At 56.9% G+C, this 12,821-nt stretch carries 12 protein-coding genes; 5 read left to right on the forward strand and 7 right to left on the reverse strand.

Going from position 1 to position 12,821, the window contains the following annotated elements:
* Position 1 precedes the first annotated feature (1 nt).
* The 5 genes from ACFXS9_RS12430 to ACFXS9_RS12450 form a co-directional block, all read right to left on the reverse strand.
* Positions 2-1,024: an AAA family ATPase gene (locus ACFXS9_RS12430; RefSeq protein ID WP_392689176.1), complete on the reverse strand. Its 1,023-nt coding sequence runs from the start codon at positions 1,022-1,024 to the stop codon at positions 2-4.
* 50 nt (positions 1,025-1,074) lie between these two features.
* A complete protein-coding gene (locus tag ACFXS9_RS12435; RefSeq protein ID WP_392689179.1) occupies positions 1,075-4,047 on the reverse strand; it encodes a hypothetical protein in 2,973 nt (990 codons plus the stop codon).
* Between the two features lie 510 nt (positions 4,048-4,557).
* Positions 4,558-4,860, reverse strand: coding sequence for a hypothetical protein (locus ACFXS9_RS12440; RefSeq protein ID WP_392689182.1), 303 nt, complete (start codon positions 4,858-4,860; stop codon positions 4,558-4,560).
* A 62-nt stretch (positions 4,861-4,922) separates the two neighbouring features.
* A complete protein-coding gene (locus tag ACFXS9_RS12445; protein WP_392689185.1) occupies positions 4,923-5,456 on the reverse strand; it encodes a hypothetical protein in 534 nt (177 codons plus the stop codon).
* Positions 5,453-6,172: a hypothetical protein gene (locus ACFXS9_RS12450; RefSeq protein ID WP_392689188.1), complete on the reverse strand. Its 720-nt coding sequence runs from the start codon at positions 6,170-6,172 to the stop codon at positions 5,453-5,455. The genes ACFXS9_RS12445 and ACFXS9_RS12450 overlap by 4 nt, the downstream gene beginning before the upstream one ends.
* A 699-nt stretch (positions 6,173-6,871) precedes the next feature.
* Between ACFXS9_RS12450 and ACFXS9_RS12455 the strand changes: the two genes are divergently transcribed.
* The 3 genes from ACFXS9_RS12455 to ACFXS9_RS12465 all read left to right on the forward strand — a co-directional run bounded on the left by ACFXS9_RS12455 (position 6,872) and on the right by ACFXS9_RS12465 (position 9,702).
* Positions 6,872-7,963 carry a tyrosine-type recombinase/integrase gene (locus tag ACFXS9_RS12455; RefSeq protein WP_392689191.1) on the forward strand — a complete coding sequence of 364 codons (1,092 nt, stop codon included), beginning with the start codon at positions 6,872-6,874 and terminating at the stop codon, positions 7,961-7,963.
* 434 nt (positions 7,964-8,397) lie between these two features.
* Positions 8,398-8,877, forward strand: a complete 480-nt coding sequence (locus ACFXS9_RS12460; protein ID WP_392689194.1) for a hypothetical protein — start codon at positions 8,398-8,400, stop codon at positions 8,875-8,877.
* A 696-nt stretch (positions 8,878-9,573) separates the two neighbouring features.
* On the forward strand, positions 9,574-9,702 hold the full coding sequence (locus tag ACFXS9_RS12465; RefSeq protein WP_392689197.1) for a hypothetical protein: 129 nt from the start codon (positions 9,574-9,576) through the stop codon (positions 9,700-9,702).
* 330 nt (positions 9,703-10,032) lie between these two features.
* Here the strand turns inward: ACFXS9_RS12465 and ACFXS9_RS12470 are convergent, their stop codons facing one another.
* Positions 10,033-10,443 (reverse strand): hypothetical protein, encoded by a 411-nt coding sequence (locus ACFXS9_RS12470; protein WP_392689200.1) that lies wholly within the window; start codon positions 10,441-10,443, stop codon positions 10,033-10,035.
* A 609-nt stretch (positions 10,444-11,052) separates the two neighbouring features.
* Between ACFXS9_RS12470 and ACFXS9_RS12475 the strand changes: the two genes are divergently transcribed.
* Positions 11,053-11,520, forward strand: a complete 468-nt coding sequence (locus ACFXS9_RS12475) for a hypothetical protein (RefSeq protein WP_392689203.1) — start codon at positions 11,053-11,055, stop codon at positions 11,518-11,520.
* Complete coding sequence (gene ligD, locus ACFXS9_RS12480; RefSeq protein ID WP_392689206.1) at positions 11,484-12,368, forward strand: non-homologous end-joining DNA ligase; 885 nt, start codon at positions 11,484-11,486, stop codon at positions 12,366-12,368. The genes ACFXS9_RS12475 and ligD overlap by 37 nt, the downstream gene beginning before the upstream one ends.
* Positions 12,369-12,622: 254 nt before the next feature.
* Here the strand turns inward: ligD and ACFXS9_RS12485 are convergent, their stop codons facing one another.
* On the reverse strand, positions 12,623-12,769 hold the full coding sequence (locus tag ACFXS9_RS12485) for a hypothetical protein (protein ID WP_392689209.1): 147 nt from the start codon (positions 12,767-12,769) through the stop codon (positions 12,623-12,625).
* Positions 12,770-12,821 lie beyond the last annotated feature (52 nt).

Genomic DNA, 12,821 nt, shown 5'->3' on the forward strand with positions numbered 1-12,821 from the left:
TCTAGCGCCAGATCAAAGCGCCTTTCCCCTTCGGGGATTTCGGCAACCGAAGCTTCTTCCTTTTCCTGTTTTCCTCCAGTTCCTTTCGCGCGTCTTCTATCTCCCCCAGAGTGGGTGCATCAGCCCGCTTGAACGGATTGAATTTGAGCGGCGACTCCTGCGCAAATTGCAGCCGCCAAGCCTCGGCAAAATCTTCGCATTTGATGGTGTATCTAGAATTTCGTCGCTGTTGAGTGTGCGATCTAACAATCGTGATGAGCGTCTCCCGGACCAACGCGATAATCTTACCATGAGATCCCCAAGTGCCTCCCCAAACCCTCTTGGCCCAATCATCTGTTGCGAGTGTCATGCTGATGCCGAGTTGATTTAGGATTGGAGATAGATCTCCCTGGATAATCAGCAAGAAATCGCGGATTTGGCCTAGGTCGGCTCCACGCGCGTAAGGGAGGGGAGAGAGCTTCACGATTTCCATGACCTGCCCGACCATATCTATGAGCCGTCTTGCTACGGTCGAAGTGCCGTTCCGGCCTGACAAAATTAGCGGCACGACACCCGACGCAATAATTGCCGCCAAGATTTCGAGAGCCTCCTCGTTAAGTAAATGCGCATTGTCGAGCGCAAGCAGCACGGGTTTGCGCTTGTGCTTGTCTATCCGCGTGCAGATGTATTGGCCCAGCCTAGGCATGTTGCCGAGTCCGATGGCGGGAGCGTCCAACGCGCGGCACAATAGTAATCCCAGTGTGCTTCCATCAGTTACGGACTCGCACTCCGCGCGACATGTCCATCCTTCAATTCGCGGCGCATAAGCGCTCCGAATATCTCCACTGATGAGATCCAACACTCTAGTCTTGCCTAACATTGGGTCAGATTCCATAACGAGAAGCTCAGCCGGCTTTAGCGGACTTCGATAGACGAGAGCGTGAGCTCGTTTGACCGCGGCGCATTGGTCTGGCAGATCGATATGGATTCGCTTTATTGCTTCGCGCAGCTGCGCTTCAATCGAGTTGGTCTCTGGTTCAACCATATCAGTACTCATCGTCACTAACGCTGGAATCGTTGGTTGGGCCGAAATCGCTAGAATGGCTCGGAGTTGAAGACGGAATCGTCTCTAGCCCGGCGGCCATCAGCCGCGCGCGAGCGGCAGCCGGATCGGCTGTGGTGTCGTTCTCTGCCAGGAGCTCGGGCCGCGGAGTTCGGTGTTGGGGGAGGCTCCGGTTGGTCCTGCAATGGAAATGGTGTGGCACCGCCGGACGTCATCAATTGGCCAAGTCGAGCTACGTGGCCGATGGTTCTTGCAGGTGCTCGGCGCTTCATGACCTTTTCGACTCCGCGGCGAGTAACTGCTTCGTAGGTGTCTAGAAGTAGCTGTTCATCAATCTTCTGACGCTCCTTCTTCGCTTTTGTTGCGGCGTTATGAATGATTTCGTGGACATCCATTGATTTGCCAGGAGCGTAGTCCCTGTAGAGACACTCTATCTCTGGGGGCTTTCGCCATCCTCCAGTTGTTGGATGCGGATCGTGAATAATCACGTCAGTAACGTGGTCGGGGTGAATCCGCATTTCCGCTTTGGGATTCCCCTTTGAATGCGAGTGATGATCGGATCTGATTTTTTGGACGGCTATGCCGTTGTACGGAAGATCAAGCCACACCAAGCCTTCCCTGGTTGCGCTCTTTGTGATGCTTACGCGAAGTTCTCGATCGAGCTCTTCCTCTGAACTCGCAGTATCGGGTGACCAGCCGGGGTTCGCCTTCTGATAGTTCAACCATGCCGTGCGAGGCGAATGCGTGCGTGTCCGGGCGGTGTGGTTTGCGTACCGATTGCAGACCCAGCGAATGAATCGCCGATCGAGCTCGTCGACAGCCAGCATTTCGCCTGGACTCGCGCGCCGCTCCGGACGAACGAGGACACTGCGGCCGACTGCACCAGGTAATTTTGAAAAGAAATCCGTCTCGACGAAGCCGAAGAACCGCTCAATGTTGGGGCGCTTGTCCCCTCTTCCCTTTTCATCAAGAACAATTTCAATTCCGAATTTGCCTGCGGCTCTTAGGACGTCATGGGCAAGATTTGCCTTGCCATGGTCAAGCTTCAGCAGCTTCATGAAACCGCCCGCCAGCCACTCTTGTGCCCCAAGGTGGCTATAGCTTGGTTTGTACCTGCAGATGTGGGCGAAGGCGCGCATAATGTCTGCCTCGCTCGGTCCCCCAACAGACCAGGTATAACCAACGGGCCACGCTGTCGTGAAATCTATGCCAGCGATCAGCCATAGGCGAGGCATGGCGATGCCCGCCAGCTCACCTAGGAATTTTGCTTGGGCCGGATACCTGGTCTCAAGGTCGATCATGTGCCAATCGAACTCGACGATCGTCATGGGTTCTTTCGGCTTCGGGAGCTTGCCTACAATCTGGTACTCTTGGCGAGCGCGTTTGCGGTCGAATTTCGCTTCGCACAGGTCCATGCCAGGAAGTGTCGAGATCAAGTTTTCAACTGCTTCGCGGCCGATCTTGGGCAGTTGGTCCTCGGGGGATTGCAGCTTATTTTCAGCAGCTAATCGTTGGTTTACCCTGTCGACGGTGCCTGACACGCTCTCAAACGTTCTGGTGGCGAATTCGCTTTCAATGACGTCCAATGCAGTCCGTTCTACAACTCCTTTCGTGCGCCTGGGGTGGTAGGCAATCGTTCGACCATCTACTAATTGGTCTGCCGGAATCACTTCCAGATGGTCGAATTCTTTCAAGGTTTTCGCGACCGTCTTCCAGCTCGGCTGCTCGCCAACGGGAAGACCCTTGTCCTCCGCAAGATTTGCAATCAGTTCAGCGAGATTTCTCGGCGGACGGTATGGTTCAGAGCGTCCACCTTCCTCACGGGGGCCGCTTTTTGGCAGGCGAGGCAGCCCTTCCGCCCGGCGTCGCCGATACTCCTGTCTGATTAGGGGAATAAAGATCCGGTTATCCCAGGCTTGCGGCTTGGGCGTCCTAAGATGTCCATTGCTAATCATCCCCGCCGCTGCTGCTTCATGCGCGCGCGATGGGTGCGCACGCTTTCCACGCTCGAGGCGCACAAGAATTCGCTCTGCGAATTCTATCCGCAAGCGCCAAGCCGAACGCGATAGCGGCGTAGCGCCGTCCTCAGGTTCAAAATAAAACACGCCCGTTGTAGTACGTCTCTTATAGACGAAGACGCCGCCAGCGAATCGAAACCGTTCTCCGACCCGCATCGGGAAAGGGGGACTGTCGTCCGGCTTTGTGCCAGGATCTCCGGGCCATTCTTCGTAAAGGCCGGGCAGGGTGGGATCATTCGTCTTGGGTTGTGATGAATTGATCATGGCATGCGGGCCTGTGTACGAACCGAGATCAATACTGCCGAGACGGACGGACGAGTAGTCGCCGATTGGGCCAGCGACCAGATCAATCGTGATCGCTCCTTCAGCGTGGAGAGCGAGAGCGCGCCGAGGATCGCCAGGCCCGAGAATTGCGATAACATCTGCTATAGGTAGAGGACCGCAAGCCAGTGCGGAGAGGACCTGATCGCGCGCTTCGGCTTCCACCCGGACTCGTCTTGCACGCCAGATCGCGTCGACCGCGTCGGCAAGAGGCTGTCGATACAGGTCCATACCGGTGACGGACTCAAATAACAGTCCCTTTTGCGCGTAGGCGCGGGTGATCGCGTCGAGCTTGTCTGAAAGCCAGGTGGCGTGCGCGAAAGCGGTCACGCCTTTCACACCAAGGCGGACCGAACCTTTGGGTCGTTCAACCAGAAAATCGGTCACATGGTCGACCACCATGCCGTCGATCTCGAAGCGAATAACTTCTGGTTGTGACCGAGCACTAATGGCGCGACGAACAAAGCGTTCGAACCATAACGTTAGCCGTTCGTTCTCGCCCTCCCATTTGATTTGCTCACCATCGAAAACTGGGCTGATGCCCTTCTTGGTCCAAACCATTTTCATGACGTCACGAACCGGCCCTCCGTCAGCTGGCGTCGCGATGCCGATTGTTGTGACCGGTGCCCTCCAGTTGATTGTGGCGTCTCGATTGCGTCTGGCCATGCCTGCGCCCTCTGAAGTCGCGGCTGCTAAGGACTGAGCCGGCTCAGGTCATTGCGCGCATGAGCTTGCGTTCGGCGACCACTAGCCGTTCCGCTCAGACCAAAACCTACGAGTTATGGGGTACGATTCCCGGAACCCGGGTTGCCGATGATGGCGCCCCCGCGCTAGGGGAAGCGGATGGGCGGGTTGGTTCCCGCAGCTCATGAGCAAGGGAGTCCTTATGGCGCTACCTTTAGCCCGAACGATCTTTGCCATTGGCTTTAATCCTTACAGCTAGGATTCGGGGCAAGATGGCCGGCAAGGTCACGCTTCGGGATGCCTAAAAAAGCGGCAGTTGCCGCGGGCGCAACCTGGTCGACTAGCGGTCTCCCCGATCGACCAAGCCCAGCCAGTCTAGCCTCTTGAGGGACAGCTTAAAAAGGGGGCAAAGATAAAAAAATGGCAGAATTGTCAGTTGCTTGAGAGCAGTTTTTCAAGGATCTGATGAATAGGAAAATCCCCGCCACCGTTTCAAGGATCTGCGTTTTCAAGGATCTGATTGCCCCCGCTATTCCTGATTTTGGCTTTGATGATCGGGGCTATCGGCAGCGGGTCAAGCAAAGGGAGGCGTTTGAATCCTTGAAAAACCCACAGCCTCGAATCCTTGGCGGTACGGTTGGGGAGGGACGGCGCTTTTTCCGGTCGCGTGCACTTCGGGCGAGCGTCGGCAATTAGAGGCGTCGCAGCACGCGGGAACAACGCCTGCCCGCCGCCACATACAAGTTCTCGGTAGACATTTTTGATTTCGAGGTATTTTAGTACCGCGCGCGTCATGGGCACGGCTCGGATTTGGCGTTCAGCCGAGTTTCGCGTGCTCCCAGCGACTCATATGGCGATCAGTCAGTGAGCCGCGGATCTACGTCCACAAAAGCGTCGAGTGTCCGGTCATAATGCCGGCACTGAACAATCTGGATGTCCGTTTCAACGTATCCTCTAACGAGATGGGCATTGGCATGACCTAGTGGCGTAGGCACCGGTGCGCCACGCGCATGCTCAGCACAGGCCGTGAGAAGCCAACCGCCATCGCTGAAAAGGCGCGCTTCTGCGCCGCATCTTGCGCAGGTGCAGGCTGATGCTGCCTCGGCCAGTGCGACGGCTTCCTCGACTGCCTGCTCGACTTCTTGAGGTAGGCTTGCTTTGCTAGTCCAATAAATCTGTAGCCGGCCCCATTTCTCGCTGATCTGAATGAAGCGTATGGGGTAATTCGCGGCAGCTTGTGAAATCCTTTCGACCAACTTAACCACGATATCGCGCCAACCGGGTCCGCATATGGGATAGCCGGGTGCGAAGGGAGCACCGTGGAAGCTCCGGACGAAGAGGCTCGGATACATTTGGACAAGCATTTGCTCCCAACGCTTGGGTTCGTTCATCGCTTTGGCTTTCCGTTGATTGGAAACGGCATTCGGGCGGAGCGGTCGACTTGACCGACCGCGCGGGTAACAAGCGAGTTGGGGCTCAGCGGCTTGGAAATGTTGGCCTCGATTATACCTCGGCAGATCAGCGCGCACGCTGTCGGCATCGGATCTCGCAGCCCGACCATCGCACCCAAAGCGCGGATTGCCAGACGGCGGCGTCCTGGCAAAGCGGACACGACCTTCTCGAGGACAGGCTCCGAGACTGCGTAGTGGCGGTACCGCCAGATCCGCCGGCAATTGGCCGCACGGGGCTCGGCATCGATCACCGAGCTATCGATCTCGACCAAGCGTATCCCATAGTGCTGAAGAGCAATCAGCAGCAGGCCTTCGGCGTCGATATCTCGATGAGGTCGTTTGTCGATGATGTCGTAGGCGACGCGACCATCGTCCCTATCAGCCACAATCATACGAACCGGAACTTCGCTACCATTAAGCGCGAGGGATTCCACGAAGCTGATGGAGCGGACGGACGGATCAAGCGAAAGCTGAATGCCGAGGTTGCGTAACGACGGGGAGCGGCTGGAATTGATCGCTACTTCGATCCGGCGCGGCGAGGTGGCATCGGCCGACACTTTGCGACGGGAGGATCCTTCCGCGAAGCTGGCCCGCGCACCATGGCTGCGACCACGATGGGATTTCACCGCTTTTGGTGGCAGCTCCTTGCGCCCCATAGTGCCTACTTCCTCGGCCGGTCGGGCCAACAACAGCATAAGCCTAGAATACTCCGAGACCGTGGGACAACACTAAGCAGCCGCTCCGGTTGAGTCAATAGATAGCTGGCTATCTAGCTATCTATACGGAGATCGCCCGCGGTGAAACTTGTGGAATGCCGGACCAATTGCGCCAAATTCAGCTTTCGACTCGGGGAGAGGGATGGTATTTAGCGGACAGATAGTCGGCTATCTGGAGACCCCGCCGATCTGTCGAGGAGAGAGTTGGTGCGAAAGCCCCGAGAAGACGCTTCTAGCGTCCGCAAGCGAGCTGACGGCCGCCGTCAGCTTCTTATCTACTTGTCGGGTGATATTATTAGGGAGCTTAAGCATGCCGCGCTTTTGCAAGAAAGGCCGGCCTACGAACTCGCCGAGGAGGCGATTGCGGAATACCTGAAGAAGGGCAAGCGTAAGAGTAGATCATAACCGCAGTGTAATGGAACGGCGGCAGAGCAGGACAGCACGCGACTAGACCCGCCGGATGACGAGGCGCCCTCCAGCGAAACGAGGGCGATCGCGCTGGATTTCGGTCGCCGGCCCGCACAGTGCAAGACTCTTTTGTTCGCATATCATTGCGATGCTATACTGCAGGCTGGGCGGCGGTGTGGCCGACTTATTTTGGCACCTTTCGTTCGGTCGCACACAGGTCGGGAGTGAGCGGTGCGGTCACGCAGTTTACTCGAAAGAGGCTCAGCTACTCAGATCGACGCGGTCTTCCTCGAAGACGGAAGGCCTGCTGAGTTGCCCGGATTTGATCCGCACTTTGGCCGTTGGGTTGCGCAGCTCAGAGAACAGCAGAAGTCGCATTCAACGCTTTGCACTTACCCGCCGGCACTTGCTCGTTGTATCGCAACGCTACAAGCAATCTGCGGCACTGAGGTCACGGTGTGGACAATATCATCTCTGGAGCCTGCAATCTTTGAGCAGATGCAGCAGCAGATGCTGGAGGAGGGCGCGGTAGATCGGACCATTATGGTACGGATGGCCGCGCTCCGTTCGTTCGCCAAATTTCTCAATCGGTGTGGGTATGCTCGATGTGATGCCTTGCTGGTGAGCCATTTGATTGATTTTGCACCGCGCTCGTTACACACTCCCGGAGAGGAAGACTGCAACAATCTGATCCCTTCTGATGAACAGGGCATTACTTGGCAGACGCTGCGGAACAGAGCGGTTCTGCGATTGATTTCAGCCCACAGCCTAACGATTGCTGAGGCATTGGCAATCGACCGCGAACATTTTTGTTTCGTGCGGCACACGCTTAGCATTGTGGGAAGTTTACGGCCGCGGACGATTCCGGTCGAAACGCACGTTGTCGAAGACATCGCTGCTTACCTAGAAGTCTGCCCTTACGAAATTGAGAATGGATCACCGCTGTTCCGCGGAACGCGCGGAGCTCGGTTAACCGCGAGAGTCGTTCAGTTAGCTGCCGAGGCTCTGCGTAACCAACTCGGGCTTCATGTTGAGACGACTCCGCGCACAATACGAAAGAGTCGGGTCTTACAGTTGGTAGCGAGCGGCGTGCCCACGTATGAAATAATGCAACAGGTCGGCATCTCAGCTTCGGCGATGAGCGCAATACTGAGTGAAGCACCCGTTAATCCGTTGCTGGCGGAGGAAGCCGTCCGCAAGGCGAACTTGATCTTGGAAAGACTTCGTTCGATGGGAACTGACGATGACCATGAGCAGCATCGGAGGCTTAAGTCAGATCCAAATAACAACGTTCCGAAATCGAAGAGCCAGCGAAGCGAATGATCGGTCGCGGCTGATTTGGCGCATTTCAAGGATTGCCGACTCGCTCGAATGAGCAGCGGGCGCTACGGCCTGATCCGGGATCTAGGTGCAGTAAAGGGCGGGAAGGGATTGAAGCACCATGAGATGGTGGTGGACTTCACTCCTGGTGTCCTCTTCTGGTTTCGAATACTGGTTGGCTGACGTCGTGCTGCCAAGCATCTTACAATAATCGTCAGAGTGCAGCTAGGTTTTGTTCCATGCTGACCCAAATCTATGAGATTTCAAGCCCCGACGAAGCGCGGGCCATTTCGGAGATCGGAATTGATCACGTCGGCGTTCTAGTCGGTGACGGCGAGTTTCCGCGCGAACAGCCACTCTCGCGGGCGGCGGAGATTGCGGCGGCGATAGCAGCTCCGGCGCAGTTTTCGGCGCTCTTTCTCACCGCGCGAACTGGCTTGGTCATCGATTGGGCGCGGACGTTGAAGCCCCCGGTCGTGCACCTCGGGGCGGCACCTGAACTGCTCCATCCGGCTCAGGTTGCCGTCATTAAAGCGGCGCTGCCGGGCAGCTTAATCATGCGAAGCGTGCCTGTTTACAGGGAGGAAAGCGTCCGCATCGCTCGGAGCTATGAAGCCCTTGCGGACTATCTTCTGTTGGATAGCCACCGCTTCTCGGACAAGCAGATTGGCGCGCTTGGCGTCCCGCATGATTGGAGCATCAGCCGACGGATCGTTGAAACGGTCGGCACCCCAGTCGTCCTTGCCGGAGGACTAGGTCCGGACAACGTTGCGCAGGCGATCAGCATGGTTTGGCCGGCTGGCGTGGATTCGAAGACAAGGACGGACCGGGAAGGCACTCACGCCAAGGATCTAGAGCGCGTAAGACGATTCCACGATGCCGCGCGCGCTGCTGCGCGCCGGCCTGATCGGGTGTAGCTCGGCTGGATGCGCAATCTGGTCGTCCGCAAGTGGACCGACATCCCTTTGAGGCCTCCGGCGAAGTAATCGACCGTTGGACATTATCGCGGCAACGCCCTTGACTAGTTGAGCCATCGTCCGCCGTTTGAGAACGGCGCCTGTAGCGGATAGCCAAAGGCTCATGTCCGTTGCTCAAAACATGCGCTCGCGCGGATAAAGGCGGTGGTCCGTTCCGCGCGATGAAAGATCAGCTTGAAGAAGCCGGCAAAAACGCGCGAAGAACTCGAGTCCGCGATCAGGATGGAGATGTGGAAGACATTGGCTGCAACTTGATATCCGGAAATCTGATCGGAACCGGTACGATCTCAGGTCCGACCGAAGCCGAACTGAGCAGCCTGCTGGAATTAACGCTTGCTGGCACACGACCCATCACGCTCCCAAAGGGAGAGCGCCGAGGGTTTCTCCTTGATGGGGATGAAATCAGGTTCGAGGGCCGTTGCGCGAGGAAAGGTTATGCTTCAATCGGTTGGAGCTTGCGTCGGTCGGATTGAAGGGACGGCTGAGAAGCTCCAACATGTCATAACCCGAAGCTCCACCCGCGAGCCCCCCGAATCCAAAAACGGGTATTTGCACACGATTTCTGATTAGGCGTGGCTTGAACCGCAATAGGGGGCCGAGGGGACAATGGAAAGCTGCCTCGTCATAGAACACGCGATGAGTATGATGCCGGACCTCGAAATGGATGAGGTGCATTTCGGGCAGCTCATCATTCTCGCGCTAGGATTGTTCCTCGGAGGTGTAGGAAGAGTTATCGATGGGCTCAATCTGCTGATCTTCGCATAATGGTGGTCATTGATGGGATTAAAGACGGGACTCATTGGCGAGAACATGCTGCTGGGATACCCAAGGACAGCGGCCTCAAGGCGGAGCAGGCAAAGCATCTGTAAACAACAATCAGCGTCCGATCCCCGATGGCCGACTTTTGCGAAGAATTGATGGTCATGCCGGACGGCAAGCCGCTCAAGTGGCTGTCGAATGCAAACGTCTCTGGACAGAATTGCTGCCGGAGTCTCGGGAACTTTCCCATGCTCGCTTGATTCCTTTGCGTGTCATCGCGCGAGAAATTCGCGGTGCGGCTTCCCCCGACGTTCGATCAGGTCCGGGACAAAACCTTCATTCAATCAGCGGGAACGCTTCGGCAGTTTTGGGAGTTCTATCGGGATTGAAAGTTGGCGGCGCGCTTGGCTTTGGTGCGCTCGGCGCTTCTTCGCTGAGAATGAGCGTTCTTTCCAGGAGCACACCCGGGACCTGTTCTGCCGTGCCGACGTACTTGGCTATTTTGTCGGAGCACGTTCCCTGAAGCCTCAGCGTGAGGTCATCGGCACCGAAGACGGTTGCATGCCCTTCGGTGTGCCGTTTGAGCGTTATGATGGCGGTGAATCGATCGCCGTCGACTTCGCAAGTGCCGCTGTAGCTCATGATGCTATCACGACCCCAGATTCTCCCGTCTGCGAGATGGGCGATGCCCGTGCCTTGGCCGAGCGGGGTCTTGAACCACGCCGCGTAAGTGCCGTCTTTGAGCATCGGAGGAATCCTGTCATCAGCGCCCCGCATGATCGGCACGGCTACCGCTAAGACTTCGTTAATGCTGATGCCCGTGCAAATCCGGTACCCCGATGGTCGGCGTGCCTACGGACGCTTTCATTTTCGCAGGTGGCCGATCATCGTCACGATGGCTCCTAGTTTTTCGGTGATCAGGTCTTCGGTCACTTGTTCCGCCATCAACCTTTGCAGATCGCTGATCTCGCCGTCGAGACCCATGAGATCATGAGGACCTTTCCTTGAAGCTCTGGATCAGTGCCGTCGCGCGCGAGCTTGCGCGTTAACAGGTCATAAGCGTCCCGCATGTCAGCGATCGAAACCGTCCGCCATTCCCGGTCGATCTGGGCTTCCTCGCGCAGTGCTCAATTGCATCGAGCATTGCGGAAATAACTTCATCATATCCATTTGAAAATGATCTATTGCGCTATGAATGGGCTGCCGAATTCGCCTGGGGTTTCCCCGTCAGGGTCTGGGAAAGGCGTTTGAGCAGGAAGCCTCTGAAGTCGAGCTTCAGAGGCCGCACTATCGGAGGTCGTCGTGGTCGTTGCTGCGGGAGCTGCTCAGCCACATGCAACAGCGGGACTTTGCCAAATGCTGACGGCTTCGGCCGAAGCCCTCCTCCAGAGGATGCTCGACAAGATTGATCGCCTTTGCGCCGACCGCGACCGGCTGTGCGGAGCTGCCAATGCCAAAAGGCAGGGTGCTGGGAGGACGGAAGTGGTGAGCTACTTCCAGGACGATCCCAACCCGCCTCCTTTCCACAAGGCCCTCGCGGAAGCCCGGCAACTAGCGACGCGCGAAGGCTACTGCTATCAGCACGTCCAGGCGATCACGGTCGCGATCGACCAGTACGCGGAGAAGGCGCTCGGCAACCGCGACTACTTCCTCAACAAGCCCTACGGCATGGTGGTGGCAGGAAGGATCACGTCCCCTGATTGTTCGAGATTTCTGAGAACTGCGCAAGAATGCCCGCTTTCCGGCGGGCTTTTTTGTGAGTTGAGTTATTGCCAAAGCGTATTCAGATGCCGGGCTTCATTAAGCCCCAGCTTGCGACGCTGAGGTCGAAGGCGCCGAAGGGCGATCAGTGGCTTCATGAGATCAAGTTCGATGGATACCGCGTTCAGGTTCACATAGATGGAGGGCGAAAGAAGGTCTTCACCCGCAACGGGCTGGACTGGACCAAACGCTTCTCGGTCATTGCTGGTGCCTTCGATATTGCGGGACAAGCCATCGTCGATGGCGAGATAGTCGTAGTTCATGAAGGCCGTACTAACTTTTCCGAACTTCAAGCCGAACTCGCCGCGGGCAGACAGGATCGACTCGTCTTTTATGCTTTCGACCTCCTCTGGCGCGACGGAGACCTTCGCAGGCGACCGCAAATCGAACGCAAGCAACTGCTGCTCGATGTTCTCGGGGAGAACGATGTCGAGTTGCCCGTGCTATACTCCGAACACCTCACCGGAGACGGGCAGAAGATGTTTGAGCACGCTGCGAAGCTCAATTGGGAAGGCATCATCTCCAAGCGCGCCGATGCTCCGTACAAGTCGGAGCGGGGCGAAGCATGGGTGAAGATCAAGACTGTCCAGCGGGAGAAATTTCCCGTCGTGGGTTTTGTGAAGGACCCGACAGGCGTTGCCGCGCTCTATCTCGGCAAGCAGGAAGGCAAAGACCTTGTCTACATGGGTAAGGTCGGGACTGGATGGTCTCGCACTGTCTCAAGCCAGATCAGGAAGCAACTCGACACAGTGGTCAGCCCCAAGTCAAAGCTAACCAAGGCAATTAGGAAGCCGAAGGCGACATGGGTTGAACCGAAGTTCTTCGCTGACGTTGAGTACCGAGACCTCACATCGGAGGGGTTACTGCGTGCCAGCTCGTTCAAAGGACTTTCTCGGAAGGATCAATCCTGATTGTCGGACCTGCTTCGGAGTAGGATGGGTATGCGAAAATCATCCCAAGCGGGCTTGGAGCGAAGAGCTGGGTTGTCAATGTGGCGCGGGCATGCCGTGCGAGTGCGTCGGTGCTGATGGGCTTGAGGAGCCTGACATCAGCCAAGTCCTCGAAGCCCCGTCAACGCGCCATTAGTGTCTTCTTCCGATGATTGTTACGGTATGAAGTAAAACAACGTGCTGCTCACTAGGAGTAATGCATCGTTTGGCCATTATCAGAATTCCGCGATCTGCCGGAGTGCCCGATGAGAACCGAAAGCAGGAGTGGCGGAAAAAAGGCGGGGCTGCTCTGCGGCGCTTGTAACAAAATCGCGCGCCGCGACGTCATCGCCGATGTGGAACGGACGCAACAGCAGCAGCACGATAAGGTCTCCAGCGGCAGCCGTCGCGAGCAGGCCCTCGCCAAGGCGCGCT

Source organism: Bradyrhizobium sp. RDI18, assembly GCF_043203335.1.
Lineage (GTDB): Bacteria > Pseudomonadota > Alphaproteobacteria > Rhizobiales > Xanthobacteraceae > Bradyrhizobium > Bradyrhizobium retamae.

Coding starts and splice junctions, on each gene's coding strand:
- ACFXS9_RS12430 (WP_392689176.1), bottom strand. CDS start 1,024: ATGGTTGAACCAGAGACCAACTCGATTGAAGCGCAGCTGCGCGAAGCA.
- ACFXS9_RS12435 (WP_392689179.1), bottom strand. CDS start 4,047: ATGGCCAGACGCAATCGAGACGCCACAATCAACTGGAGGGCACCGGTC.
- ACFXS9_RS12440 (WP_392689182.1), bottom strand. CDS start 4,860: ATGACGCGCGCGGTACTAAAATACCTCGAAATCAAAAATGTCTACCGA.
- ACFXS9_RS12445 (WP_392689185.1), bottom strand. CDS start 5,456: ATGAACGAACCCAAGCGTTGGGAGCAAATGCTTGTCCAAATGTATCCG.
- ACFXS9_RS12450 (WP_392689188.1), bottom strand. CDS start 6,172: ATGGGGCGCAAGGAGCTGCCACCAAAAGCGGTGAAATCCCATCGTGGT.
- ACFXS9_RS12465 (WP_392689197.1), top strand. CDS start 9,574: ATGAGTATGATGCCGGACCTCGAAATGGATGAGGTGCATTTCGGGCAG.
- ACFXS9_RS12470 (WP_392689200.1), bottom strand. CDS start 10,443: ATGCTCAAAGACGGCACTTACGCGGCGTGGTTCAAGACCCCGCTCGGC.
- ACFXS9_RS12475 (WP_392689203.1), top strand. CDS start 11,053: ATGCTGACGGCTTCGGCCGAAGCCCTCCTCCAGAGGATGCTCGACAAG.
- ligD (WP_392689206.1), top strand. CDS start 11,484: ATGCCGGGCTTCATTAAGCCCCAGCTTGCGACGCTGAGGTCGAAGGCG.